The 26519-nt window shown below is 64.7% G+C and carries 23 protein-coding genes; 7 read left to right on the top strand and 16 right to left on the bottom strand.

The window, feature by feature from the left end:
• The first annotated feature begins 137 nt into the window (after positions 1 to 137).
• Positions 138 to 881, top strand: a complete 744-nt coding sequence (locus ACP7B7_RS10305) for a DNA-binding protein (protein ID WP_426076609.1) — start codon at positions 138 to 140, stop codon at positions 879 to 881.
• A 6-nt stretch (positions 882 to 887) separates the two neighbouring features.
• On the opposite strand, the gene ACP7B7_RS10310 is transcribed toward ACP7B7_RS10305, so the two are convergent.
• Entirely contained in the window at positions 888 to 1229 is a 342-nt protein-coding gene (locus tag ACP7B7_RS10310) for a DUF1294 domain-containing protein (RefSeq protein ID WP_426076610.1), read from the bottom strand.
• 135 nt (positions 1230 to 1364) lie between these two features.
• Between ACP7B7_RS10310 and ACP7B7_RS10315 the strand changes: the two genes are divergently transcribed.
• Positions 1365 to 2348: a chemotaxis protein CheB gene (locus ACP7B7_RS10315; protein ID WP_426076611.1), complete on the top strand. Its 984-nt coding sequence runs from the start codon at positions 1365 to 1367 to the stop codon at positions 2346 to 2348.
• A gap of 21 nt (positions 2349 to 2369) precedes the next feature.
• Here ACP7B7_RS10315 and ACP7B7_RS10320 read toward each other — a convergent pair whose 3' ends face one another.
• Positions 2370 to 2828: a DUF2141 domain-containing protein gene (locus ACP7B7_RS10320; RefSeq protein WP_426076612.1), complete on the bottom strand. Its 459-nt coding sequence runs from the start codon at positions 2826 to 2828 to the stop codon at positions 2370 to 2372.
• Positions 2829 to 2854: 26 nt separating this feature from the next.
• Between ACP7B7_RS10320 and ACP7B7_RS10325 the strand changes: the two genes are divergently transcribed.
• Complete coding sequence (locus ACP7B7_RS10325) at positions 2855 to 3376, top strand: sterol desaturase family protein (RefSeq protein ID WP_426076613.1); 522 nt, start codon at positions 2855 to 2857, stop codon at positions 3374 to 3376.
• Here ACP7B7_RS10325 and crtB read toward each other — a convergent pair.
• From crtB to trpS, 8 genes are all read right to left on the bottom strand, one after another.
• Complete coding sequence (gene crtB, locus ACP7B7_RS10330) at positions 3285 to 4253, bottom strand: 15-cis-phytoene synthase CrtB (RefSeq protein WP_426076614.1); 969 nt, start codon at positions 4251 to 4253, stop codon at positions 3285 to 3287. The two genes, ACP7B7_RS10325 and crtB, sit on opposite strands and share 92 nt — an antisense overlap.
• On the bottom strand, positions 4250 to 5740 hold the full coding sequence (locus tag ACP7B7_RS10335; protein WP_426076615.1) for a phytoene desaturase: 1491 nt from the start codon (positions 5738 to 5740) through the stop codon (positions 4250 to 4252). Before ACP7B7_RS10335 ends, crtB begins: the two co-directional genes overlap by 4 nt.
• A complete protein-coding gene (gene crtY, locus ACP7B7_RS10340) occupies positions 5737 to 6918 on the bottom strand; it encodes a lycopene beta-cyclase CrtY (RefSeq protein WP_426076616.1) in 1182 nt (393 codons plus the stop codon). Before crtY ends, ACP7B7_RS10335 begins: the two co-directional genes overlap by 4 nt.
• Complete coding sequence (locus ACP7B7_RS10345) at positions 6911 to 8209, bottom strand: glycosyltransferase (protein ID WP_426076617.1); 1299 nt, start codon at positions 8207 to 8209, stop codon at positions 6911 to 6913. Before ACP7B7_RS10345 ends, crtY begins: the two co-directional genes overlap by 8 nt.
• Positions 8210 to 8230: 21 nt before the next feature.
• Complete coding sequence (locus ACP7B7_RS10350; RefSeq protein WP_426076618.1) at positions 8231 to 9223, bottom strand: polyprenyl synthetase family protein; 993 nt, start codon at positions 9221 to 9223, stop codon at positions 8231 to 8233.
• Positions 9224 to 9431: 208 nt separating this feature from the next.
• Positions 9432 to 10667, bottom strand: coding sequence for a chloride channel protein (locus ACP7B7_RS10355; RefSeq protein ID WP_426076619.1), 1236 nt, complete (start codon positions 10665 to 10667; stop codon positions 9432 to 9434).
• Positions 10645 to 12240, bottom strand: a complete 1596-nt coding sequence (locus ACP7B7_RS10360) for a pyridoxal-dependent decarboxylase (RefSeq protein WP_426076620.1) — start codon at positions 12238 to 12240, stop codon at positions 10645 to 10647. Before ACP7B7_RS10360 ends, ACP7B7_RS10355 begins: the two co-directional genes overlap by 23 nt.
• A 4-nt stretch (positions 12241 to 12244) precedes the next feature.
• On the bottom strand, positions 12245 to 13318 hold the full coding sequence (gene trpS / locus ACP7B7_RS10365; protein WP_426076621.1) for a tryptophan--tRNA ligase: 1074 nt from the start codon (positions 13316 to 13318) through the stop codon (positions 12245 to 12247).
• Between the two features lie 288 nt (positions 13319 to 13606).
• Here trpS and ACP7B7_RS10370 point away from each other — a divergent pair, with 288 nt between their 5' ends.
• Positions 13607 to 15565 (top strand): CocE/NonD family hydrolase, encoded by a 1959-nt coding sequence (locus ACP7B7_RS10370; protein ID WP_426076622.1) that lies wholly within the window; start codon positions 13607 to 13609, stop codon positions 15563 to 15565.
• Between the two features lie 32 nt (positions 15566 to 15597).
• On the opposite strand, the gene ACP7B7_RS10375 is transcribed toward ACP7B7_RS10370, so the two are convergent.
• The 3 genes from ACP7B7_RS10375 to ACP7B7_RS10385 form a co-directional block, all read right to left on the bottom strand.
• Positions 15598 to 16434, bottom strand: coding sequence for a substrate-binding periplasmic protein (locus ACP7B7_RS10375; protein ID WP_426076623.1), 837 nt, complete (start codon positions 16432 to 16434; stop codon positions 15598 to 15600).
• A gap of 131 nt (positions 16435 to 16565) precedes the next feature.
• Positions 16566 to 17840: a TCR/Tet family MFS transporter gene (locus tag ACP7B7_RS10380; RefSeq protein WP_308920457.1), complete on the bottom strand. Its 1275-nt coding sequence runs from the start codon at positions 17838 to 17840 to the stop codon at positions 16566 to 16568.
• A gap of 154 nt (positions 17841 to 17994) precedes the next feature.
• Positions 17995 to 18654: an HD domain-containing protein gene (locus ACP7B7_RS10385; RefSeq protein ID WP_426076624.1), complete on the bottom strand. Its 660-nt coding sequence runs from the start codon at positions 18652 to 18654 to the stop codon at positions 17995 to 17997.
• 211 nt (positions 18655 to 18865) lie between these two features.
• On the opposite strand from ACP7B7_RS10385, the gene ACP7B7_RS10390 reads away from it, so the two are divergent.
• The 3 genes from ACP7B7_RS10390 to ACP7B7_RS10400 all read left to right on the top strand — a co-directional run bounded on the left by ACP7B7_RS10390 (position 18866) and on the right by ACP7B7_RS10400 (position 22846).
• Positions 18866 to 19357, top strand: coding sequence for a chemotaxis protein CheW (locus ACP7B7_RS10390; RefSeq protein WP_308920459.1), 492 nt, complete (start codon positions 18866 to 18868; stop codon positions 19355 to 19357).
• A gap of 182 nt (positions 19358 to 19539) precedes the next feature.
• The gene (locus tag ACP7B7_RS10395; protein WP_426076625.1) at positions 19540 to 21159 is read left to right on the top strand and encodes a methyl-accepting chemotaxis protein; all 1620 of its coding nucleotides are present in this window, start codon (positions 19540 to 19542) and stop codon (positions 21157 to 21159) included.
• Between the two features lie 136 nt (positions 21160 to 21295).
• A complete protein-coding gene (locus ACP7B7_RS10400) occupies positions 21296 to 22846 on the top strand; it encodes a methyl-accepting chemotaxis protein (protein ID WP_426076626.1) in 1551 nt (516 codons plus the stop codon).
• Positions 22847 to 22924: 78 nt separating this feature from the next.
• Here ACP7B7_RS10400 and ACP7B7_RS10405 read toward each other — a convergent pair whose 3' ends face one another.
• Genes ACP7B7_RS10405 through mgtA form a run of 3 tightly spaced genes read right to left on the bottom strand, consistent with a single transcriptional unit; the run spans position 22925 to position 26481 of the window.
• Positions 22925 to 23410 (bottom strand): ribonuclease HI family protein, encoded by a 486-nt coding sequence (locus ACP7B7_RS10405; RefSeq protein WP_426076627.1) that lies wholly within the window; start codon positions 23408 to 23410, stop codon positions 22925 to 22927.
• Complete coding sequence (locus ACP7B7_RS10410) at positions 23410 to 23748, bottom strand: hypothetical protein (RefSeq protein ID WP_426076628.1); 339 nt, start codon at positions 23746 to 23748, stop codon at positions 23410 to 23412. The genes ACP7B7_RS10405 and ACP7B7_RS10410 overlap by 1 nt, the downstream gene beginning before the upstream one ends.
• Positions 23749 to 23784: 36 nt before the next feature.
• Positions 23785 to 26481 (bottom strand): magnesium-translocating P-type ATPase, encoded by a 2697-nt coding sequence (gene mgtA, locus ACP7B7_RS10415; protein WP_426076629.1) that lies wholly within the window; start codon positions 26479 to 26481, stop codon positions 23785 to 23787.
• Positions 26482 to 26519 lie beyond the last annotated feature (38 nt).

Below are 26519 nucleotides of genomic sequence, written 5' to 3' on the forward strand. Positions count from 1 at the left end.
CTGCACCTGGATCAAGATTCTGTTGTGCAATTGCAATTTCTGTTGAGAAATACTTTACGCTATGCCGCCGCTGGAATAATATGATGCCCCTGAGCAATGCGGCTTTCCAGCCGCAGGCAACGTAGACGAGAGCAATCATGGCAAAAGCAAGCGCGGAACAGATCAATGCGGCGATGGACGCGATGGCGGCCGAGGGCCTGCCCATCACGGTGCGCGCGCTGCGCGAAAAACTGGGCGGCAGCGCCTGCCTGGGCACCATCAGCAAGCTGCTGCAACGGCGCAAGGCCGGCGCGCAGCGCCAGATCGCCGCCGCGGCCGAACTGTCGCCCGTGCTGCGCCAGGCCATACTCGATTTTGTGGGACAGGAACTGAGCGCCAGCAACAGCGCGCATGAAGCCGAGATGAATGACAATCAACAGGAATTGATGGACCTGGCCAGCGAGAACGAGCGCCAGCAAGAGCTGCTCGACTTGCAGGCCACCGAGCTGGACACCTTGCGCGCCGAACTCGAGCGCGAGCGCCAGGTCGCCAACCAGGCCCGCACCGACCTGGCCAAGGCCCAGCTGCGGCTGGAAGGCCTGCCGCGCCTGGAAGAGGCGGCCGAGCAGGCGCGCATGGACCTGGCCAAGGCGCAATTCAAGCTCGAAGGCATACCGCGCCTGGAAGCGGCGGCCGAAACGGCGCGCGCCGACCTGATCCAGGCCCAGCTGAAACTGGAAACCCTGACCCGCGTGGAAACCGAACTGGCCACCGCGCGCCTGGAGCTGGAAGCCGAACGCGAGGAACTGGGCGAAACGCGCGCCGAGCTCGATGAAGAGCGCACCTTGCGAATTAAAGCTCAGCAGTTCATCGTAGACCCAATATTCAAGACCCCAGTCTAAGGGGTATCAAGCCTGTGCTGACAGCATGCTCAGCCAGGCAAACCCCATTATATTTACCACCACGGTAATCCAGAACACCACCTGAAACGAGCGCTTGGCGGTCTTGTGGCGCAGCCATTGCTGGGCCAGCAGGGCGCCTGGCCAGCCGCACAGCAAGCCCAGCAGCCAGAGGGTTTTTTCCGGCGTGCGCCAGGCTTGGGCGCGCGCGGCGCGCTTGTCGATCGCGTAGACGGCAAAGCAGGTGATGCTCATCACGCCGTACACGGCCGCCACCAGCAGCGGCAGCTGAACCAGCACGGTGGCGGCAAGATACAGCAAAACGAACGCGGCAAGGACTAGATAGGGCATGGACGGCATCGAAGCGAAGTGAGCCGCATTGTAACCGCTGGCCCGCGCGCTTGCCTGTGTTAGCGAACGCACGGAATCGGCCCCGGCGTCCTTTCACAATCAAGGTCAGATGAATCTCCCGAGAGGAAAACAGCTGTGCAATCGCTGATCGTCATGGGGGCTTCCGTCGGCGGCATGGAAGCCTTGTCCACCATTTTTGCCGCCTTGCCGGCCGATTTTCCCGCCGCCATCCTGGTCGTCACCCATGTCGGTGCGCGCAAGAGCATGCTGCCCGAGCTGCTGGCGAAAACCTCGGCCCTGCCGGTGCGCTATGCGCAAGACCGCGAACCGATACGCCCTGGCCGCATCCTGCTGGCGCCGCCCGACCTGCACATGCTGGTGGCCATCACGGCCGGCCAGGCGACCGTCGAGCTGACCCGCGGCCCGCGCGAAAACCATACGCGCCCCGCCATCGATCCGCTGTTCCGTTCTGCCGCCGCCGCGTTAGGTGCACACGTGGTGGGGGTCATCCTCAGCGGCTACCTGGATGACGGCACGGCCGGCCTGCAGGCGATCAAGGCCTGCGGCGGCACGGCGCTGGTGCAGGACCCGGAAGAAGCGGTGGCGCCGTCGATGCCGCAAAGCGCGATGCGCAACGTGGCGGTGGACAGCCGTTTGCCGGTGGCCGCAATAGCCCCGGCGTTGCTGGCGCTGGCCCAGGGCACGCCGGCGCCGCAAGGCGCCAAGGTCGAGCCGCCCGGCTGGATCGCCGTCGAAAACCGTTTCGCCAGGGGAGTGGGCAATATGGAACACCTGCAAAAAATCGCCACGCCGTCGACCTTCACCTGTCCAGAATGCCAGGGTACCTTGTGGGAACTGACGGACCAGCAGCCGCAGCGCTTCCGCTGCCATACCGGCCACAGTTTTACGGCGCCGATCCTGGGCGAGCTGCAACACGAAAAAGCCGAGGACGCCATCTGGGCCGCCGTACGCGCGCTGCAGGAAAAGGAGCAGCTGTTTGCCAGCCTGGCCGCCAAGGCCACCGCCTGGTTGCATCCGGCTACCGCCAGCGAATACACGCAAAAGGCGCGCCAGGCCAGGGAGCAGGCCGATCTGTTGAAGCGGGTGCTGCTATCCTGACCGGACTGCCGCCAGCCAGGTTCAATGCAGCTTGATCTTGACCGCCATGTCGCCGTCTTCCACCGTGATGGCCGCGTCGGCAAACTTGGGCGGACCGAAGCGGCTGGCCGCGTCGCGGCTGAAGCCATAGTCTTCCTTGGGGATGCCCATCATGTTGCGATCGAGTTCGGCGTTGCCGTTTTCATCGTGGTAGGCCAGCACGGCCCAAGTGCCGGCCGGCACGTTGGCCACCTTCAGCACGGTGTCGCCCGCTTGCGCCGGCGCCGAGGCCGTATGCACGCACTGTTTCAGGAAGCGTTCCTGGTCGCACACGGCGACGCGGATCTGTCCCTTGGCGTTGCTGATGTTGGTCACGTGGACCTCGATGGTGGCGGCCAGCGCCGCGCCGCTGGCCAGCACGGTGGCGCACAGCAGGGCCGCGGCTGCCAGGGTGGAGGCGATCGTGCGGTGTGCGGGCGCTGCTATGGTAGGCTTGCTCATCTTCTTGTCACTCCTGTAAAAAACAAATGTTAATCAATGCATTGATCGTGTTGGCCACCGTGGTGTTCATGGAGCTGTTCTCGATTGTGGCGCATAAATATGTGATGCATGGTTTTGGCTGGGGCTGGCACCGCTCCCACCATGAACCGCGCACCGGCTGGTTTGAAAAAAACGATTTGTACGCCGTGGTGTTCGCCGGCATTGCCATCGTGCTGATTTATCTCGGTACCGAAGGGCGCCATCCGCTCGAATGGATAGGCGCCGGCATGACCGCCTACGGCATGCTGTACTTCATCGCCCACGATGGCCTGGTGCACCAGCGCTGGCCGTTTCACTATGTGCCCAGGCGCGGCTACCTGAAGCGCTTGTACCAGGCGCACCGGATGCACCATGCCGTGCATGGCAAGGATGGCGCCGTGTCGTTCGGCTTCCTGTATGCGCCGCCCGTCACGCATCTCAAACAGCGGTTGCAGGCGCTGCATGGCGGCCCGCTGCGTGAACCGGCCGCTGCCACAGAGCCGCAGGACGAAGCGTCGCCGTCTTCCTGAAGCGCGACGCCAGCGCGTCAAAACCACCGCGGCACAGCAGCCACAGCTTGGTGGCGCGCGAGGTACCGACCCGTTTATCCCAGGCTGTTGCGCCGCGTGCCTTCACTTCGATGCCGATCTGGCGATACACGCGGTGCGCGGTGGCGATCGCCCATGCCGAGCGCAGGGGCAGGGCGGCCAGACCAACGGTCGCCGACGCATAATACGGTTCCGCCTGCTCGACCAGGCGCGCCGCCAGCCTGGCCAGCGCCGCGCGGTGCCGGGGCAGCGCCAGCTCCTCCTGGGGGATGCCGGCCTCGCGCAGCCATTGCGCGGGCAGGTAGCAGCGGCCGATTTGCGCATCGTCGACGATATCGCGCGCGATATTGGTCAGCTGGAAAGCGATGCCCAGATCGCAGGCGCGGTCCAGCACCGCCGGCTCTTTCGCGCCCATAATGGTGGCCATCATCAGGCCCACCACGCCGGCCACGTGATAGCTGTAGCGCAGGGTGTCGTCCAGCGTTTCATAGCGCGCTTCCCGCACGTCCATCGCAAACCCCGCCAGGTGGTCGAACGCATGTTGCGGCGCGATCGCGCAGCGCAGCGCCACTTCCTGGAAGGCGGCAAAGGCCGGTTCCCGCATGGCTTCGCCCGCGTAAGCCTGGCGCGTCTGCGCCTCCAGCCGCGCCAGGGCATCGGCGGCGGCGCCGGCATCCTGTGTCACCGCCGTAAAACCCAGTTCCTGGCCATCGACCACATCGTCGCAATGGCGGCACCAGGCATACAGCATCAGCACGCTGCGCCGCACCTCGGGCGCAAACAGGCGTGCCGCCGCGGCAAAGCTTTTCGAGCCGACGGCGATGGTGTGGGTGGCGTGTTCCAGCAATGCTTCGCTCATCGTGCGCCGTCCTCCAGCATCAGGCCGGCCGTGGCCTTGGCCGAACCGATCACGCCCGGCACGCCGGCGCCGGGATGGGTGCCGGCGCCCACCAGGTACAGGTTGGCGACGTCGCGGTCGCGGTTGTGCGGCCGGAACCAGGCGCTTTGCGTGAGGATCGGTTCGAGCGAAAAGGCCGACCCCACATGGGCGTTGAGTTCATCGCGGAAGTCATGCGGCGTGAAGATGCGGCTGGTCACCAGCTGGCTGCGCAGGCCGGGCATATAGCGTTCTTCAAGATAGTCGAAGATGCGCTCGCGGTAGCGCGGCCCTTCGACCGCCCAGTCGATGTCGGCATTGCCCAGGTGCGGCACGGGCGCCAGCACATAGTGGCTGCCGCAGCCCGGTGGCGCCAGCGACGGGTCGGTGACGCAGGGCGCATGCAGGTACAGTGAAAAATCGTCGGCCAGGTGCTGGCCCTTGAAGATGTCCTTGATCAGCCCTTCGTAGCGCGGACCGAAGCAGACGGTGTGGTGGCGCAGCTGTTCATGGTGGTGGTCGAGACCGAAATACAGCACGAACAGCGAATTGGAAAAGCGTTTCTTGCGCAAGGACGCGGCTTCCGCCACGCCGCGCGGGTGATGGCCCAGCAGCGAACCATAGGTATGGACCACGTCGGCGTTCGAGGCCACCATCTGCGCCGCAAACACGCGCCCGTCCTCCAGGCGCACGCCGGTGGCGCGGTTGCCGCTGGTGTCGATGCGCGCGACCGACGCGTTCAATTCGATGCGCCCGCCCAGGTCCTCGAACAGGCGCACCAGGGCCAGGATCAGCGCACCCGTGCCGCCGCGCGGGAACCACACGCCCCAGCGCCGCTCCAGCGCGTGGATCAGGGTGTAGATAGCCGAGGTGGCGAACGGATTGCCGCCGACCAGCAGCGAGTGGAACGAGAACGCCTGGCGCAGATGATCGTCTTCGATAAAGCGCGACACCATGCTGTAGACGCTGCGCCAGGCCTGCAGCCGCGCCAGCTGCGGGCCGGCGGCAATCATGTCGCGGAATGACAGAAACGGCACGGCGCCCAGCTTCAGGTAGCCTTCTTCGAACACGGCTTTCGAGTACGCCAGGAAGCGCTGATAGCCGGCCACGTCGTTCGGGTTGAGGGCGTGGATCTGGCGATCCAGCGATTCCTGGTCGTTGACGTAGTCGAACTGGTGGCCGTCTTCCCAGCACAGGCGGTAGAAAGGCGCCACCGGCAGCATCTCGATATAGTCGGACATTTTTTTCCCGGCCAGCGTGAACAGCTCTTCGATCGCGCTCGGATCGGTGATCACGGTGGGGCCGGCGTCGAACACGAAGCCCTGGTCTTCATACACATAGGCGCGCCCGCCCGGCTTGTCGCGCTTTTCCAGCAAGGTCGTTTGCATGCCGGCCGCCTGCAGCCGGATCGCCAGCGCCAGGCCGCCAAAGCCGGCGCCCACGACCACCGCTTGTTTTGCATTGTTCATTCAGGTTTCCTGATTTGATGAGGGTGGAATTTGAGTGCGGCCTTGATCGCTTGCCCGACCGGCACCGGCGGCTTGCCCGATACCAGGCGCGCCTGGTCGGCCAGGGTCAGCCTGCCCGCATAAAAACGCGCGATCAGCGGCGCCGGCAAATGATAGAAGCGCCGCATCACGCGCCAGCGGTGGTCCGCCTCGCCGGCCAGGAACAGCATGCGGTTCAGCAGGCGGAAAAAACGCTGGCCGCGCCATTCCTGCAAGGCGTCGGCACGGATGGTGGCGAACAGCGACGCGGCGTCGAAGGTGGCCAGGGCGGCGATGCGCTCGGCCAGGCGCACCGCATGCGGCAGCGAATAGCCGGTGGTCGGGTGGAACAGGCCGGCGCGCAGTCCGGAACAGGGCTGGCCCCGCAGGTCTCTCCAGAAGCTGTCGACATCGCCGGCCAGCACGATCGGCAGCGAACCGTGCTCTTCGCGCAGCATTTCGGCGATGCGCCAGCCGCGCGCGGCGGCATAGGCCTTGACATTGGCGCGCAGGCGCTCCGGCTCCCAGGCGCTGGTGTCGACATAATGCGTGTCTTCGATCAGCACGCGGTCCGGGCCGAACGGCAGCACGTAGACGAAGCGGTATCCGCCTTGCTGCTCCACGCTGGCGTCCATGATGATGGGCGCGGTCAAGCCGTGCGGTGCGGCCAGGCGCACTTCCTGGCCAAGAAAGGTCTGGTAGCCGAGCGCCAGGTGGCGGCTGGGCCGCATGCCGCGCCCGTCGATCACGGCGCGCGCCTGCAGTACTTCACCATCGGCAAGGCGCACGCTGGTGGGCGTGAGCTCCTGTATCGGCGTGTCCAGGCGCAGCGAGTCGCCCAGCGCTTGCCCGATCACGCGCGCAAAATCCAGCGACGCGATGCTGGCATAGCCGCTTTCCAGCGTGCGCGCATGCTGCGGGAAGACGACCTCGTAACGGGGCCAGCGTGTTGCCACCAGCGGCGCCAGCCAGCGATGCTGGTCCGCGCCGAGGTCGCCGTCATGGAAGGACCAGGTGTGATTGCCGCCCAGCTGCGCGTCGCGCTCGATCAGCAGGATGCGCAGCTCGGGGCGCTGGGTGCGCAGGCGCCAGGCGATCAGGCCATTGGCCAGGCCGCCGCCGACCAGGATCAGGTCATGGAGCGGTTGGCCCTTATGCAAACCGCGCTCCGTTGGCCAGGGCCGGTTTCAGTGACGCCTCGATCAGGGCGGCCGCGCGCGCGGTGCCGCCGGCCTCGCGAATTGATGCGGCGAGACCTGCACCACGCCGCACGAATTCGGGCTCGTCGAGCAGCCGGCGCAATTGCGCCGCCAGCTTGCCCGGGCTGGCCCAGCGTGCCGACGCGCACAGGCCAACGCCCGCATGTGCTATCCGCGCCGCCACGCCCGGCTGGTCAAACGCAATCGGCAGGGCCAGTATCGGCGTGCCGGCGGCAATCGCATCCATGGCGGTGTTCAGGCCCGCGTGCGACACCACCGTATCGGCGCGCGCCAGCACCGCCTGCTGGTCGGCAAAGGCACACACCCAGGTCGCTCCCGCTTCCTTCAGCGCTTCGGCCTGGCGCGCATCGAGGCCGCCACAGTGGGCGATCAGCAGTTGCGCGTCGAGCCGGCGGCAGGCCTGGGCGATGCGCCGGAACAGCGCAAAGCGCTCGCCCTGCAGCGTGCCCAGCGAGGCAAACACAAAGGGCCGCTCGCGGCTGACCTGCGCCAGGTCGGGCGCGCCGCTGGTGTCGGGACCTGGGGCGGACGGCGCGCGCAGCGGCCCGACATGGTGAAAGTGGGGCGGCAGTTGAAGGCGCGGAAAATCGAAGCCGGCGACAGTCTGGCTCAGTTGCAGCAAGGGCGACAGGCAATCGTGCAGGCCGTCGCGCGGTGACAACCCCAGTTGCCGCGCGCCGGCGGCGATGGCTTGCCGGTGCGGCGTCATCAGCCAGTCGTAGACTTTGGTGCTGCCTTCGCACAGGCGCAGGCTGCGCTCGTCCTGGCCGGCGGCGAACGGCATCACCGGCAGCGGCATGCCCGGTTCGCGGTTGACGGGCAGGGCGCAGGCGACCGATACAAACGGCAGGCCCAGCGCTTCGGCCACCATGCCGCCGGCCGCTTCCATCTGGTCGGCCAGCACGCAGTCGATCCGCTCTTGCCGCAGCGCGCCCGGCAGCTCGCGGCACAGCATGCCGGTCGTCTGTGCCATGTCGCGTATCACGCGGCGCAGCCCCATGATGCTGCCGGGATTGGCGGCCAGCTTGAGCGAGGCCGGCAGCGAGCCGGCCGGGTAGATTTCCTGGCCGAGTGCATGGAAGCCGATGCGGCGCTCTTTCAACAAGGCGCCGGCGTCCGGCCGGTGCAAAAACGTGATGCGGTGGCCGCGTTCCAGCAGGGCCACGGACAGGGCCTCCATCGCGCTGACATGGCTGTAGAACGCGGGTGTCACTACGCCAAAATGCGCCATGCGGTGTGTTCCTTCAGGAGGTCAATAACCGAGCGAGGCCGTGCTGGCCGCGTGGGCCGCCTTGCGCGGTTCGCACGGCGCGCTGGCGGCCGCCAGGCTGTCGGCAAAAAAGCTGCCCAGCAAGCGGCGCGTGCCTTGTTGCGCGCCGACCGCGTCATCGAGGTGGCGCTCGGCTTCGTGCAGATGATGGCGCAGGCGCCGCTGCGCTTCCTCCACGCCCAGCGTGGTCAGCAAGGTGGCCTTGCCCGCATCGAGCCCCACGTCCTTGCCGGTGATGGCGCTGTCGTTGCCGGGCAGGTCTTTCAGGTCGTCGCGGATCTGGAACGCCTGGCCGGCGGCAAAGGCGAATGCGCGCAGCGATTGCGCCACGCGCGCGTCGGCATGCGCGATGATGGCCGCCATGTCGACCGTGGCGCCCAGCAGCGCGCCGGTTTTCAATTCGTTGGTCAGCGCGATATCGTCGACGCTGCGCGCCGCGCCGCCATGCAGATCCTGGAACTGGCCCTTTGCCAGGCCCTGCGTGCCGACCGCCTCGGCCAGTGCGCCGACCAGGCTGGTTCGCACCAGCGGCGCCAGCGCCTCGGCCCTGGAAAGAATCCGGAACGCGCGGCTCAGCAGCGCGATCGAGGCGAGGATGGCGACGTCCTGGCCGAAGGTGACGTGGATGGCCGGCGCGCCGCGGCGCAGCCTGGCGTCGTCCATGCAGGGCATGTCGTCGAGCACCAGCGAGGAGGCATGCACCAGTTCCACCGCGCAGGCCACGTCGACCAGCGCCGGCGAGGCGCAGCCCAGGTCGCGCGCGATCACCATCAGCAGCAGGGGCCGCATGCGCTTGCCCGCGCCAAGGGTGGCGGCACGCATCGACATCGACAGCAGGTCGGCGCCGTCGCTGTTGTCACTTAGCAGCTGTTGTATCCGCTCTTCAAAACTGCGCTTCATGGCGTCGAGTTCGTTTGTCGCCGGCTCCCGGAGGGAGTCGCTGGCAACGCTGCCCCGCCGTCGTTCTGTCGTCATGCGCAAATTCCTCCGATAGTGGGTTCGTGCCAGCTGATGAATCAATGATGAGTGTACCGGAATTAGCATGAACGCCGGCGTTCTCCTACGATCCTTGCAAAGCATTTTGTGCGCTGCCGAACATAAAGCAGCCGTAACGAAGGCAAATGCAGGGTGCGACCGTTTTTGTCAGTCATAACCGAAGACGGGAATGGCGCCTTGCGCCAGGTCAGGCAGTAGGGTGATGGTGCTTCGTTTGGGCGCGATATATTCCCACGCGCCCCGAGCACGCGTACGCCACCAGGCAGGCCAGCGCCGCGTACACGCCGATTTCTGGTCCGAACAGCTCCATCGCCATCACGGTCGAGGCCAGCGGCGTATTGGCGGCGCCGGCGAATACCGCCACGAAACCGACCGCCGCCAGCAGCGCGAACGGCTGCTGCAGCAGCGGCGCCAGCGCGTTGCCGAGGGTGGAGCCGATAAAGAACAATGGCGTCACTTCACCGCCCTTGAAGCCGGAACCGAGCGAGACGATGGTAAACGCCATCTTGGCCAGGAAATCATGGGCCGGCAGCGGCTGTTGCAGCGCGTCGACGATGGTGGGGATGCCCAAGCCGATATAGTGGTCGGTGCCCAGCAGCCAGACCGCCAGCACCACCACCACGCCGCCCGCGAACGGGCGCAGCGGCGCATAGGCAATCGCGCGTTTCATGGCGCCGGCCAATGCATGGGTGGCACCGGCAAATACGCGGGCCGTCAGGCCGAACAGCACGCCGGCGATCGCCATCGCGCCCAGGAGCGGGATGGTTACTGCGGGTATCAATGGCGCGGCGTAGTGGGTATGGTGCACGCCCAGCAGGCCACCCCACAGCAGTTCGACCTGGTCGGCCAGCAGGGCGGCGGCCAGGCAGGGCAGCAGGGCGCGGTAAAAGGTCAGCGGCAAGCGGCCCAGGGCCAGCACTTCCAGGGCGAACACGGCGCCGGCCAGCGGGGTGCCGAACACCGAGGCAAAGCCGGCGCCGATGCCGGCCATCAGCACCATGCGCCGGTCGGCCTCGTCGAGGCGGAACCAGCGCGTCAGCTGGTCGGCCAGCGCGCCGCCCATCTGCACGGCCGTGCCTTCGCGGCCGACCGAAGCGCCGAACAGGTGCGACACGACCGTGGTGCCCAGCACCAGCGGCGCCATGCGCAGCGGAATCGGTTTGCCAGGGGTCTTGATTTCCGTGATCACCAGGTTGACGCCACCTTCGACGGCGCTGCCGTAGCGCAGGTAGAGCCAGCCGGTGGCAAAGCCGGCCGCCGGCAGCAGCCAGATCAGCCAGGAATGCGCGTTGCGGGTGCCGGTGGCCCAGTCGAGTGCGAACAGGAACCAGGCCGAGGCGGTGCCGGCCAGCACCGCGACCAGCGCGGCCAGCAGCAGCCATCTGGCCTGCTGGCGCAGCCTAGCCACGCAAGCCAAGTTCATTTGCCAGCACCTGGCCGATGGCGCGCTGTTCATCGAGGATGGCGCGCAAATGATGCGGCCGGGTTTTCACATTGCTCATCACCACGCGCAGCACATTGGTGGGACCGGGGTAGCGCGTCGATTCGAGCACGGTGCGCGACACAAAGCTGCGGCCTTCGGCCTTTTGCCGGTTCTGCAGCCTGGCATTGAGGCTGTTGAGCTGCTGGTTCAGCGCCAGGGCGGCGTCGATGTCGCCGTTGGCCAATAGCAACTCCATGCGCTGGCGCAATTGCGTGGGCACATAGCGGTAGGTGAGGATAAAGGTGTCGGAACGGGTGACCAGTTCGAAATCCTGCTGGTCCGTCAGCAAGTCCTGGAACTGCTGGCTGAGGGCGGCGGCCTGTTGCAGCAAGGTCGTATAGCCGGACACGCCCAATACCTTGAACGTGGTCCACAGTTTCAGCGCGTCGAAGCGGCGCGAGCCTTCCAGCGAGGTCTGGCCCAGGTCGCCGGAATTGTCGCGCAAGATGTAGTTGGCATTGTGCTTCAGCAGGTTCAGGCTGGCGCTGCGCTTGAACAGCACCATGCTTTGCGCCATCGGCACCCACAGCAGTTTATGGCCGTCGATCACCACCGAGTCGGCCAGTTCGATGCCTGCATACAGCGGGCGGAACTGCTCGGCCACCAGCAGGGCGCCGCCCCAGGCCGCGTCCACATGGAACCAGATCGCTTCGCGCGCGGCAATCGCGGCCATGGCGGCCAGCGGGTCGATGGCGCCCGTCTCCGTCGTGCCCGCAATGCCGATCATGGCGACGATCCTGATCTTGCGCGCTTTCAGGTTCGCAATGGTCGTTTCCAGCTGTTTGATGTCGATGCGGTTGTCGCGGTCGACCGGCACCAGGTGCAGGGCCGTTTCGCCCAGGCCCAGGGTGGCCAGTGCTTTCTTGACGGAATAATGGCTGCGCGCCGAGCCGATCACGGCCAGGCCGGCATGGCCGGCTTCCTGCAGGGTGGCAAACAGGCCGCGCTTGCGTGTGCCCGGCAACTGGTGTTCCAGCGCCACGGCCAGCGCCGTCAGGTTGCCCATGGTGCCACCATTGACGACATTGCCCAGCGCGCCGCTGGTGGCCGCCATCGCGTCGCGATACACCACGTCTTCCTGCTGGTAGACCTGGTGGTGCAGCCAGCCCAGCAGCTGCTTTTCGATCAGGGTCGACACATAGGCCGTCTCGATCTTCACCTGGTTCTGGTTCAGCGCGGCTGTAAACGCTTCGGCCAGCACGCTGACCCAGGGCAGGGCTTGCGTCATGTGGCCGATATAGCGCGGGTGGTTCAGCTGGGCCGTGTTGGCCAGCACGGTGCTGTCCAGCTCCTGCAGGAAGGCGGCCACCGGCATGCCGTGCGCGGGCGGCCGGGTGTCGGACAATTGCGTCAGCAACTGCTCGAACGGCAGGTGCGGATACGGCACCTCGCGCGCGCCTTCCAGCCAGCCGCCCAGCATGGCCAGCGCCTGTTGCAAGGGCTTTGGTGCCTGCCGCAGCGCATCGATGGAAAAATGCTGCGACAGCAGCAGGTCGATAGGGGTGTCGCTCATTGCATCAGAAGTAGTTCAAACCCAGCGCCGACTTGACCTCGTCGGCCGTGCGGGCCGCCACTTCGCGCGCGCGGAAAGTGCCTTCCTTGAGCATCTGGATGACTTGCCCCTTGTCCTTGGCGAACTCTTCGCGGCGGGCGCGGATCGGCGCCAGCATTTCCTGCAGCACCACTTCCAGGCGTTTCTTGACGATGCTGTCGCCCAGGCCGCCACGCACATAATGGGCTTTCATTTCTTCCAGTGCCGCTTTGTCCTGGTCGAAGGCGTCCAGGTAGATAAAGGCCACATTGCCTTCCAGGTGGCCGGGGTCGGCCACGCGCAGGTGCAGCGGGTCGGTATAGACTTTTTTCACGGCGGCCGTGATTTCTTCCGGCGTGGCGCCCAGGTTGATGGTGTTGCCCAGCGATTTGCTCATCTTGGCCTTGCCGTCGATGCCGGGCAGGCGGCCGATTTCCGGTACCAGCGCCTTGCATTCCATCAGCACTTCGCGGTTGTACATGCGGTTGAAGCGGCGCACGATTTCATTGGTCTGCTCGATCATCGGGATCTGGTCTTCGCCGACCGGCACCACGCCGGCCTTGAAGGCCGTGATATCGGCCGCCTGGCTGGCCGGGTAGGTGAGGAAGCCGGCCGGAATATCGCGCTCGAAGCCGCGCAGGCGGATTTCTTCCTTGACGGTCGGATTGCGTTCCAGGCGCGCCACGGTGACGATGTTCAGGTAATAGAACGTCAGTTCGGCCAGTTCCGGGATCTGCGACTGGATGAAGACGGTGGTCTTGCTCGGGTCGATGCCGACGGCCAGGTAGTCGAGCGCCACTTCCACCACGTTGCGGTGGACCTTGTCGATATCGTCCATATTGTCGGTCAGCGCCTGGGCGTCGGCCAGCATGATGAACTGCTTGAAATCATTCTGGTAAGTCACGCGGTTGCGCAGGCTGCCCACGTAGTGGCCCAGGTGCAACGGACCGGTCGGGCGGTCGCCCGTCAGGATCACCGATTGCGAAGCGATGGCGGCGGCCGACAGCGGCGCGGCGGTGTCTTGATTGTCAGGAGTATCGGGGGTGTTCGGCAAGCTCATCAAGTTTCCTTTCGAGCCGCCTTGTCGGGATGATCCAGGGTTTGCCTGTTACGCCACCGAGCGAGGCGGCGTTGATCATAAATCACATCACTATGCAGTGGCCGCGCGGAGTGAGCGGGACCACCAATTCGTGCAGGCGTGTTGTGACTGGATAAAATTCATAGCGGTATGGTTGCAGTTTGACAGCGGTCTGTCAAGCTGCCCGGCAATTTATCTGCCGTAAGCGTTTTGTGTTACAGGTATTATTGCTTGTTGGCTATTTTGCCTATATCTTGAAATGGAGTCGCCATGCGCCTTGCACCACCCGTCCGGCTTGCCGGCCTTGCCCTCGCCACCAGCATGCTGGCGCTACCTGCGACCGTGCTGGCGCAAACGCCGCCGATGACGCCCGATATCGGCAGCAAGCTGGTGATGCCGGATGTAAACGACTACGTCAAGCGCGTGGTGATGATCCCCATGCGCGACGGCGTCAAGCTGTACACGGTGATCGTGGTGCCGAAAGATGCGAAGCGTGCGCCGATCATGCTCACGCGCACGCCCTATAACGCGGCGCGCCGCGCCCAGCGCGCCACCAGCGCCAGCATGCTGGCAACCCTGCCGCAAGGCGACGATACCCTGGTCGAGAACGGCTATATCCGCGTGTTCCAGGACGTGCGCGGCAAGCATGGCTCCGAAGGCGATTATGTGATGACGCGCCCGGTGCGCGGTCCGCTGAACAAGACGAAAGTCGACAATGTGACCGACGCCTGGGACACCATCGACTGGCTGTCGAAAAACATTCCCGAATCGAACGGCAAGGTCGGCATGCTCGGTTCTTCCTACGAGGGCCATACCGTGCTGATGGCGCTGGTCGACCCGCATCCGGCGCTGAAAGTGGCGATCCCGATGAGCGCCATGGTCGACGGCTGGCGCGGCGACGACTGGTTTCACAACGGCGCCTTCCGCATGCCCAGCTTGTCCTACCTGGCCTGGCAGACCAGCGTGCGCGGCAGCGCCGAGTCGCCGGTGCTGGGCGTGTACGACGATTACGAGGCCTATCTGCGCATCGGCTCGGCCGGCGATTTTGCCAAAAAGTTTGGCATCGACAAGCTGACCTACACCAAAAAACTGTTCGAGCACCCGGCCTACGACAGTTACTGGCAGGAGCAGGCGCTCGACAATATCCTGGCCAAACGGCCCTTGATCGTGCCGACCATGCACGTGGTGGGCCAGTGGGACCAGGAAGATATCTATGGCGCCTACGCCACGTATGCGGCGATGGAAGGAAAAGACAAGCTCAACAACCTGAACTATCTGGCCGTCGGCCCTTGGCGCCACAGCGGCGTCAACTATGAAGGGTCCAGCCTGGGCGCCTTGAAATTCGATGGCGACACGGCGCGCCAGTTCCGCGAAAAGGTGATGCAGCCCTTCCTCAATCAATACCTGAAGGACGATGCGCCGCAGGCGAACACGGCGCCTGTCGTTTCTTACCAGAGCGGCGCCAATCAATGGCAGCGGCTGCAGCGCTGGCCCTTGGCCTGCGATACCTGCGACACGAAACTGACCCCGATTTACCTGCAAGACGGCAACAAGCTGGGCTTCAATGCGCCGGCCGGCGCGCTTGATGCCAGCAGCGCCTTCGACGAATACGTGGCCGACCCGGCCAAGCCGGTGCCGTTCGTGGCGCGCCCCGTGCGCCTGAACGATGGCGACGTGTGGAAGCCATGGCTGGTCAGCGACCAGCGCGGCTACGCCGACCGTACCGACGTGCTCAGCTATGTGTCGGCACCGTTGAAAGAGGCCGTGCGCATCGCCGGCGCACCCATGGTCAATCTGTTTGCCAGCACCAGCGGCAGCGACAGCGACTGGGTGGTCAAGCTGATCGATGTGTACCCGGACGAAGTGCCGTCGCAGCCGGCCATGGGCGGCTACCAGCTGGGCGTGGCGATGGATATCTTCCGTGGCCGCTACCGCGACAGCCTGGAACACCCGAGCGCGATACAGTCAGGCAAGGTCGAACGCTACCGCTTCGCGCTGCCGAACGCCAACCACGTGTTCCTGCCCGGCCACCGCATCGCCGTGCAGATCCAGTCGAGCTGGTTCCCGCTGTACGACCGCAATCCGCAGACCTTTGTGCCGAATATCTTCCTGGCGCAGCCCGGGGATTACAAAAAGGCGACCCAGCGCGTGTATCACGCGGCAGGGAGCGTCAGCGCGGTCGAGTTGCCGATCATTTCCGCGGAAGAGGCGGCGCGGGTGGCGCGCTAGCAGCAGGCAGAGGCAGGCGCCCGCAAGGGCGCCTAGCGCGGCCGGATGCTGGACGACAGCAGCTCGGCGCGGTGGCTGCGCTGGAAGCTTTCCATGATGGCGCCCGAGCGGGCGGCTTTTTCCAGCAGTTCGCGCAGCACCGTCTGGTCGTTCGCATTGAGCGATTTGCGCGAAATATAGGCGCCGGAAAGGCCCCAGGGCAGTTCCGGCAGCGCTTCCAGGCGCAGGCGGTCGGCCAGGCCCAGCACGCGCGCATCGTTTTGTACCGCGCCCGACAAAATGGTGGGGTTCATGATGGTGGCGTCGATAAAGCCGCTTTGCATCAGGCGCGCAATCGACAGGGCGTCGACTTCGTAGAACAGCCGGCCCTGGCTGCTCAGTTCCTTGGCCAGCGCCTGGTAGGGGTGGCCATAGTCGTAGCCGCGCACCAGCGCCACGCGCAGTTCGCGCCGTTCGATCAGTTCCTGCATGCTGTTGACCGGTTCGCGCGCGCCTTGCAGGGAAATCAGCAGCGGGCGGTTGCCCAGCAGGGGAATGAACAGGCCATGCTGGTCGCGCCGCGGCGTGCTGCTGGCCGGAATCAGGATGTCGGCCTTGCCGGTTTCATACAAGGCTTCCAGGCGGGCGCGCGGCACCACGCTGAAGACGAAATTGCAGCCCATCTTGGCGCCCAGGCTGCGCAGTATCTCCGGGTAGATGCCGCTGACCGTGACGCCGCTGCCGACCACGCTGGCGCCGATCTGCGACACGGGGACATGGATGTCGCGCGAGCAATTGGCCCATGCCGCCAGGGGCAAGGCCAGCGCAGGCAATGCCAGCGACAATGCGGCCGCGGTACGGCGCCAGGCGCTGCAATAAAAGTCAGTCATACCCATCCTTGCTTGCCATCGGCTCACGCTCCGGTAAGGCGCGGCCCATTCTGCGGTTTATCTGCGATCTTGTATTTTATTGTAACGCATTTTCATCCCTATATTGCCCTATGGCAATGTTGTGCGGCGGTCTATTTTGTGGCGGATACCACCAACCCTGTGTCACCTTGCGTCTTGAAGTAACGCCAGGCCACGATCATGCCCAGGGTCTGCATGATGGCGCAGACAAAAAAGGTGCTGCCGATGCGCCAGTCATTGGCCGGCAAATGGCTGACTTCGCCGAGAATAATGCTGCCCAGCAGCGGCATGATGATGATGCCCAGGCTGCTGATCGACTGCAATGACCCCATCAGTTCACCCTGTTCGCCGGCCGCCGACCCTTTCGAGATAATGCCCTGCAGGGCTGGGCCGGCCGCGAAGGCCAGCAGGTTGCACAGGATCAGCGCGTACATCATCCAGCCTTCGGTGGCCAGGCCATACAGCAGATAGGTGATGGCGCCCGAGGCCATGCCCAGCAGCGACAAACGTACTTCGCCCAGGCGCTTGATCAGGATGCCCAGCAGGCCGGCCTGCACCACCGCCGCGCACAGGCCCACGCAAAACAGCGCGATGCCGTTCTGGCGCGGCGTCCAGTCGAAGCGGAAGTGCGTGTACAGCACCCAGGTGGTGTTGAGCATCATTTGCGCAAACGTCATCAGGCCGAAGGCCAGCACCAGGCCGCGAATCTCCACCCGCCGCGCCAGTTTGACCAGGGCCGCGAACGGGTTGATACGGGCCAGGGTGAACGGCGCGCGCGGGCCAGGTGCCAGCGACTCCGGCACGAAAAAATAGCCATACACAAAATTGGCCGCCGACAGGCCGGCCGCCACAAAGAAGGGCAGGTGCAGGTTGATATCGCCCAGCAAGCCACCGAGCATGGGGCCGCAGATAAATCCCAGGCCGAAGGCGGCGCCGATCTTGCCGAAGCTTTTGGCGCGGTTGTCCGGCGTGGAAATATCGGAGGCATAGGCCGAAGCGACCGACATGCTGGCCGACGACACGCCGCCGATAATGCGGCCGATAAACAGGCAGGCCAGGTTGGGCGCCCAGCCGGTGGCCAGGAAATTGACGCACATGCCGGCCATGGAATACAGCAGCACGGGGCGGCGCCCGACGCGGTCGCTGATGGCGCCCAGCATCGGCATGAAGATAAATTGCAGCAAGCCGAACACGGCCGCCATGATGCCGTACCACATGGCTTGCTGGTCCTTGCCATCGACAAAGTCGCCGATCAGGATCGGCAGCACCGGCACCACCAGGCCGATGCCCAGCATGTCGATAAAGACGCAGACCAGGATGAAATTGAGATTGCCGGCGCGCGCTGGCGCAGCGGGTGGGGAAGAGTCGGGCGTGGCGTTGTCGGTCATGCAAGCTTTCGGCGCGCACCGCGCGGCAGTACGGCCGCGAGGCTGGAATGGTTGGCGTGGCGCCGGCGCCGGAACGCTGCAGCGCGCTGGCTGGACCTTGTATTATAGACAGCGCGCGCCGCGCTGGCTATCGCACGCTTGCCGCTCGCTTGCATCAGGCGCCAGCCGCGCCAGCGCCCCATTCCTCGGCAAAGGTGGCGCGGAAGTCGAGCAGGATCTGCAGCCGTTGCCCTGCCAGCGCGCGGCCGGCCGGCGTCTGCATCTTGCCGGGCAGCTTGTCGAGCTTGGTGACGATATGGTCCAGCGAATACGCCTTGTCGTCGAGCGGGCGGTGCAGCGCCAGCGGATCGCTGCCATGGGCCAGCGCGCTGTCCATGCGGGCCGCCGTATAAAACATGCGCGCCAGGCCCACCGCGCCCAGCGCGTCGATACGGTCGGCGTCCTGCACGATCTGCGCTTCGATGGTGGTGGGCGCCAGATTGGCGGAAAAACTGTGGGTCTCGATCGCGTGGGCGACGGCGGGCAATTTGTCTTCTGGAAAACCGAGTTCGGCCAGCTGGCGGCAAGCCAGCGCGGCCGCCTGGCGCGAGGCAAGGTGGCGTTCGGCATGGTTTTTCGGCAGGTTGACCAGGTCGTGCAGATAGCAGGCGGCCATCACCACCAGGGCATCTGCCTGCGGGTAATCCTGCAGCAGGATGGACGCGTTGCGCCAGACACGGTGCAGGTGGTTGATATCGTGGGCGCTGTCGTCGCCGAGGCCGGCGGACGCCAGCGCCAGCAGGCGCGGCTGCCATTGTGTAAGCAAAACTTGCATGTTGAGAATGTCGTGAAAAGCAAAGCCGCCAGTGTGGCATAAAACACGGGCCGCGGTCGTCCCGCGCCGCCCGCTGTTCTTTTTTAGTGCAATGAAAATTTACATGCGGTAACATTGCTGCATTGCAATTCCAGTGCATTATTTAGTAATTTTCACGCAGCGTGCGCCAGGCCCGTGGGCCGGCGCATTTTCTGCCTATCAAAGGAATATCATGAATACCACCACCAGCGAGTCCGGCGCCACCGTTGCCAAGGCCGCCGAGTATCTGGCCTTTACCCTTGGCCAGGAAGAATACGGCATCGATATCCAGAAAGTCAGCGAAATCCGCAGCTATGAAACGCCGACCCGCATCGCCAACGCCCCCGAATTCGTCAAGGGCGTGGTCAATCTGCGCGGCATCATCGTGCCGATCGTCGACATGCGCATCAAGTTCAACCTGGGCACGCCCAGCTATGACCAGTTTACCGTCGTCATCATCCTCAATATCGGCAACCGCGTGGTCGGCATGGTGGTCGACCGCGTCTCCGACGTGACGACCTTGCTGCCGGAACAGATCAAGCCGGCGCCTGACATGGGCCGCTCGATCAATACCGAATACGTGATCGGCCTGGGCACCATCGACGAGCGCATGCTGATCCTGGTCGATATCGACCAGCTGATGTCGAGCGCCGACATGGGCCTGATCGAAAAACTGGCGGCCTGATCCCTTAGCCGCGATACCATCTCAGCCCCGCAGTTTGCCGTGGGGTGACAGGCGCATGGTTTGCTTGCAAACCGTGCGCCTCTTTTCATGATTACGCCCGATTCCTCCAGCAGCCAGCCAGCACGCCTTGCGCAGTGCCGCGAGCCTGTTGCGCAGTCCGGCTCAGCTCCCAAGGATTTTCCATGAACTTATTCAGAAACGTCGGCATCGGCACGCGCCTGGGCGCCGGTTTTGCCATCATCCTGCTGTTTTCCATGCTCATTACCGGCATCAGCGTCTGGCGCCTGCACGACGTGGCGGCCGACACGCGCGCCATGATGGAGCAGCCGCTGGCCAAGGAGCGCCATATTTCGGACTGGTACAGCCGCATCGACAGCGCCGTGCGCCGCACCATCGCGATTGCCCGCAGTTCGGACACGTCACTGAGCGCATATTTTGCCGAGGAATCGAAGGTCTCGTCAGCCAGCTCGGCCGAGCTGCAAAAGAAAATCGAGGCGCTGATAGCCCAGCCCGAGGAAAAAGCCATGTTCGCCGCCTTGCTCGAGCAGCGCAAGGTCTACCTGGGCTCGCGCGACCAGGTCTACAAGCTGAAGGGCGACGGCCAGGCCGAGGCCGCCAACGAGGTGTTTGAAAAAACCTTTGTGCCGGCCGCCGCCACCTACCAGAAGATGGTGTTCGACCTGCTGGAACACCAGCGCGCCGCCATCGACGCCACCGCGCGCGATATCGATGCGGTGGCCGTCACCAGCCGCAACTTGCTGCTGGGCCTGGCCGCGATGGCGCTGGTGTTCGGCGTGCTGTGCGCCTGGCTGCTGACGATCGGCATCGTCCATCCGCTGCGCACGGCCGTGGGCGTGGCGCGCCGCGTGGCCGATGGCGACCTGACGGCGCGGATCGACGCCAGTGCCAAAGATGAAACCGGGCAATTGCTGCAAGCGTTGAAGGACATGAACGCCAGCCTGTTGACCATCGTGGCCGAAGTGCGGGGCGGCACCGACAGCATCGCCACCTCGTCGACGCAGATCGCGGCCGGCAACCAGGACTTGTCGAGCCGCACCGAGCAGCAGGCCGGTTCGCTGGAAGAAACCGCCTCGTCGATGGAGGAGCTGACTTCGACCGTGAAACAGAACGCCGACAATGCGCGCCAGGCCAATCAACTGGCGGCTTCGGCCGCGCAAGTGGCGCTCAAGGGTGGCGAGGTGGTGGCGCAGGTGGTCGGCACCATGGACTCGATCAACTCGTCCTCGAACAAGATCGTCGACATTATCGCCGTGATCGACGGCATTGCCTTCCAGACGAATATCCTGGCCCTCAACGCGGCGGTGGAAGCGGCGCGCGCGGGCGAGCAGGGCAGGGGTTTTGCGGTGGTCGCCTCCGAAGTGCGCAACCTGGCGCAGCGGTCCAGCCAGGCGGCGAAGGAAATCAAGACCCTGATCGGCGCGTCCGTCGAGCAGGTCAATGCGGGCAGCATGCTGGTCGCCCAGGCCGGCTCGACCATGAACGACATCGTTGCCAGCGTGCAGCGCGTGAGTAACATCATTACCGAAATCACGGCCGCCAGCAGCGAGCAGAGCGTGGGCATCGACGAGATCAACCGCGCCATCGGCCAGATGGATGCCGTCACGCAGCAGAATGCGGCATTGGTGGAAGAAGCGGCCGCGGCCGCGGAATCGATGCAGGACCAGGCGCACAAGCTGGCGCAGATCGTCAGCGTCTTCAAGCTCGACCACCAGGCGGCCGCACGCAAGCCGGCAGCCAGGCCGCAAGCGGCGCCGGCCCTGCGCCTGGGCCGCACGCGCTAGATTTTCCCCGGCGGCGCGCGTCCATGCGTGCCGCCTGCAACACCTTCCCCTTTCCAGCTTGCTCTCTTCTTGTTTTTCTTTTACCGTGCTGCTCTGACGCAATTTGCGTTCAAACAGCATCTCCCGGGGTAATCATATGAATTTATTAAGAGACGTCAGCATCGGTGTACGCCTGGGCCTGGGTTTTGCCGGCATTTTGTTGTTTTCCATGCTGATCACCGGCATCAGCGTCTGGCGCCTGCACAATGTTGCGCAGGATACGCGTGACATGATGGAGCAGCCGCTGGCCAAGGAACGCTATATTTCCGACTGGTACAGCAAGATCGACAGCGGCATCCGCCGTACCACGGCGATTGCACGCAGCAGCGACACCTCGCTGGGGCCCTATTTTGCGGAGGAAGCGAAAGCGTCCTCGGCCGCTTCAAGCGAGTTGCAGAAAAAAATCGAGGCCTTGCTGTCGGCCGACGAAGAAAAAGAAATCTTCAAACAGGTCAGCGAGATGCGCAAGGTCTACCTCAGTTCGCGCGACCAGATCAACAAGCTGAAAGCGGCAGACCAGCTTGATGAGGCAAAGGCGGTATTTGAAACTACCTTCGTGCCCGGCTCGGCCAAATACCAGAAACATGTGCTCGACCTGCTGTTGCACCAGCGCGCCAGCATCGATGCCACCGCACGCAATATCGACGCGATGGCCGTCACCAGCCGCAACCTGCTGCTGGGCCTGGCCGCGCTGGCGCTGGCCTTTGGCGCCGTCTGCGCCTGGCTGCTGACGATCAGCATCGTCCATCCGCTGCGCACGGCCGTGGGCGTGGCGCGCCGCGTGGCCGATGGCGACCTGACGGCGCGGATCGACGCCAGTGCCAAAGATGAAACCGGGCAATTGCTGCAAGCGTTGAAGGACATGAACGCCAGCCTGTTGACCATCGTGGCCGAAGTGCGGGGCGGCACCGACAGCATCGCCACTTCGTCGACGCAGATCGCGGCCGGCAACCAGGATTTGTCGAGCCGCACCGAACAGCAGGCCGGCTCGCTGGAAGAAACCGCGTCGTCGATGGAAGAGCTGACCTCGACCGTGAAACAGAACGCCGACAATGCGCGCCAGGCCAATCAATTGGCGGCCTCGGCCGCGCAAGTGGCGCTCAAGGGCGGCGAGGTGGTGGCGCAGGTGGTCGGCACCATGGACTCGATCAACTCGTCCTCGAACAAGATCGTCGACATCATTGCCGTGATCGACGGCATCGCCTTCCAGACCAATATCCTGGCCCTCAACGCGGCGGTGGAAGCGGCGCGCGCGGGCGAGCAGGGCAGGGGTTTTGCGGTGGTCGCCTCGGAAGTGCGCAACCTGGCGCAGCGGTCCAGCCAGGCGGCGAAAGAAATCAAGACGCTGATCGGCGCGTCCGTCGAGCAGGTCAACGCGGGCAGCATGCTGGTCGCCCAGGCCGGCTCGACCATGAACGATATCGTTGCCAGCGTGCAGCGCGTGAGCGACATCATTACCGAAATCACGGCCGCCAGCAGCGAGCAGAGCGTGGGCATCGACGAGATCAACCGCGCCATCGGCCAGATGGATGCCGTCACGCAGCAGAACGCGGCGCTGGTGGAAGAAGCGGCCGCGGCGGCCGAGTCGATGCAGAATCAGGCGCACAAGCTGGCCGAGGTGGTCAGCGTGTTCAAGCTCGCAGCGTAGGTCGGATTAGCGCTTCGCGCGTAATCCGACACCACCCGTGACGTCAACAATATTGTCGGATTACGCGGCGTTCCGCCGCTAATCCGACCTACTCGTCGCGGCGGTAATCGCCATCTGCGACAGCCGGTCCGCGTCGCCATTGCGGTGACGCGGCACCCAGCGCAGCGACACGTCGGGCAATTGTTCCATCAGCGCCAGCACCGTGGCGCGCTGCGTCGCCAGGCCTTGTGCCCGCGCGCTGCCCAGCACATCATGGATCACCACCTGGCTGTCGCCATGCAGCAGCAGCTGCGCCGGCTTCACTAGCAGCGCCGCCCGCAGCAAGGCGGTCAGGGCCGCATATTCGGCGTCGCTGCTGTCGCCGTCGCCGGCCGGCTCGCTGATCTCGATGCGTTCGCCATCGGGCCCCAGCAGCAGGGCGCCGATGCCGAGACGGCCCGGATTCGGGTGGGCCGAGCCGTCGAACCAGCCGCGCCAGGCCAGCGGCCCGCCATCGTCCTGGCGCTTGGCCGCATGCTGTTCACGCCGCAGCTGCGCCTTGCGCGCGGAAGCTGCCGACACCATTACTTGATGAACAGCAGGTCGACCAGCGCCGCGATCCAGCAGGCGACCAGCACGCCGACGGCCACTTGCATGCCGGGGCCGTCGTTGGCGGACAGGGCCGCCACTTTTTCCGTGATCAGCTGCACGTCGAGCGGCAGCGCGCCGCTGTTGATCTGGTCCATGATCTGCCCCGTGCGCTGCATGATGTTGTTGATCACCAGCAGCAGGGCGATCAATGACGGCACGATGAACAGCGCGCCGCGCGCCTTGCGGCCCAGCAGCAGATGTCCGGTGCCGGGAAAGACCAGGGTTGACAGCAAAATGGCCTTGGGCCGTCTGGAAGAGAGTGTGCCGCTCATGCGCGCCTTCACGGTGGTTACAAGCGGCACATCATACTATTGCCAGCCGAATTTGCGCAGATAAACGCGTTTCATCAGGGTCGTCAGCACCGTGTAGGCGACCAGGATGGCCAGCAGCCACGGAAAGTAGGCCAGCGGCAGCGCCTGCAGCTTGAAGTAGCTGGCCAGCGGTCCCATCGGCAGGAACACGCCCACCGCCATGATGGCCGTGGTCGCCACCAGCAGCGGCACCGAGGCGATGCTGTCGATAAACGGCAGCTTCGGCGTGCGGATCAGGTGCACGATCAGGGTCTGCGTCAGCAGGCCCACGACGAACCAGCCGGACTGGAACAGCGTCTGCTGGGCCGGCGTATTGGCGCCGAACACATGCCACATCAGGATAAACGTGCTGATGTCGAAGATCGAGCTCAGTGGACCGAAAAACACCATGAAGCGGCCGATGTCGCGCGGGTTCCAGCTCAGTGGCTGCTGGATCAGTTCGGCATCGACGTTATCGAACGGAATCGCGATCTGCGACACGTCGTACAGCAGGTTCTGCACCAGCAGATGCAGCGGCAGCATCGGCAGGAAGGGCAGAAAGGCGCTGGCCACCAGCACGGAAAACACATTGCCGAAGTTCGAGCTGGCCGTCATGCGGATATATTTCAGCATATTGCTGAAGGTGCGCCGGCCTTCCAGCACGCCTTCCTCCAGCACCATCAGGCTTTTTTCCAGCAGGATGATGTCGGCCGCTTCCTTGGCGATATCGACGGCCGAATCGACCGAGATGCCGATATCGGCCGCGCGCAGGGCCGGCGCGTCATTGATGCCGTCGCCCATGAAGCCGACGATATGGCCGTTGCCGCGCAGGGCGCGCACCAGGCGCTCCTTGTGCAGCGGGCTGAGCTTGGCAAACACGGTATGGCTTTCGGCCGCCTGCGCCACTTGCGCATCGTCCATGTCGTCCAGCTCGGGCCCCTGCAGCACGCCGCGCACGGCCAGGCCCACTTCGCGGCAGATCTTCGCCGTCACCAGGTGGTTGTCGCCGGTCAGCACTTTCACCGTCACGCCATGTTCCTTGAGCGCGCGCAGGGCCGGCGCCGTCGATTCTTTCGGCGGATCGAGAAAGGCCACATAGCCGATCAGGGTCAGCGCCGTTTCATCGGCCACGCCATACACGGTTTTGTGCGGCGGCACTTCCTTGACGCCGACGGCAACCACGCGCAAGCCTTCGGCGTTCAGGCCGTGGGTGGTGGCCAGCACACGGTCGAGAAGATGGGTGTCGAGCGGCACGTCGACACCGTCCAGGCGCATATGGCTGCAGGCGGCCAGCATTTCCTCGACCGCGCCCTTGCAGATCAGCTCGTGGTGATCATTGCGTTCGGACACCACCACCGACATGCGGCGGCGCACGAAATCGAACGGGATCTCGTCGACCTTTACATAGTCGCGCGCCAGCTGCATTTCCGTCTGCAGCTGCACATGGTCGAGCACGGCGCGGTCGAGCAGGTTTTTCAGGCCGGTCTGGTAGTGGCTGTTCAGGTAGGCAAAGCGCAGCACCTCGTCGGACGGCTGGCCGAACACATCGGTATGGCGTTCCAGCACAATCTTGTCCTGCGTCAGGGTGCCCGTCTTGTCGGTGCACAGCACGTCCATGGCGCCGAAGTTCTGGATCGCATCCAGCCGTTTGACGACGACTTTCTTTTTCGCCAGCTTCACGGCGCCCTTGGCCAGGGTGCTGGTGACGATCATCGGCAGCATTTCCGGCGTCAGGCCCACCGCCACGGAGAGGGCGAACAGGAAGGCTTCCATCCAGTCGCCCTTGGTCCAGCCATTGATCAGGAACACCAGCGGCGCCATCACCAGCGCAAAGCGGATCAGCAGCCAGCTGACGCTGTTGACGCCGGCTTCAAACGCGGTCGGCGTGCGTTCGGTGGCCGTGACGCGGGTGGCGATCGCGCCGAAATAGGTGCGGTTGCCGGTGGCCAGCACCAGCGCCGTGGCGGCGCCCGAGATCACATTGGTGCCCATGAACAGCAGGTTGGTCAGGTCCATCGGATTCTTGCCATTGCCATTGCCATCGGCCAGTTCGGCCATTTTTTCCACCGGCAAGGATTCGCCCGTCATCGCCGACTGGCTGACAAACAGGTCCTTGGCGGTGAGCAGGCGGCAGTCGGCGGGAATCATGTCGCCTGCCGACAGCACGATGATGTCGCCCTGCACCAGGGCGCGGATCGGCAATTCCGCTTGCGCGCCATCGCGCAGCACGGTGGCGGTGTTGCCGACCATCGCTTTCAGGCGTTCGGCGGCGCGGTTCGAGCGGCCTTCCTGCACGAAGCGCAGCAGGGTCGACAGGATCACCATGCTGCCGATGACGATGGTGGCCTTGACGTCTTCGGTCAGGTAGGAAACGATGGCCAGCACCGTCAGCAGCAGGTTGAACGGGTTCTTGTAGCACAGCCACAGATGCTGGTACCAGGCCAGCGGCTTTTCGTGTTCGACTTCATTCGGGCCGGTCTGCGCCAGCACGGCGTGCGCCTCGTCGCCGGACAGGCCCGTTTCACGCGTGGCCAGGCGCGCCAGTGCGGCCGGCAGGGCTTCGGTGGCGGCGGCCAGCAACTGGCGCGCCAGGTGGTCGGGCACAGGTACGGTCCGGGCGGTGCTGTTTGCCAAAGGCATGGCCTGGCGGCGAAAATGGCCGGCCGTGTGGCGCTTGCGCAGGAACGATTCGAACAGGCGGGTGAAGAGGGTCATGGCTCTTCCTTTCAGGCTAGTGATGGATACGATGTTTT

It is taken from the genome of Janthinobacterium sp. PSPC3-1 (assembly GCF_049896105.1).
GTDB lineage: Bacteria > Pseudomonadota > Gammaproteobacteria > Burkholderiales > Burkholderiaceae_D > Janthinobacterium.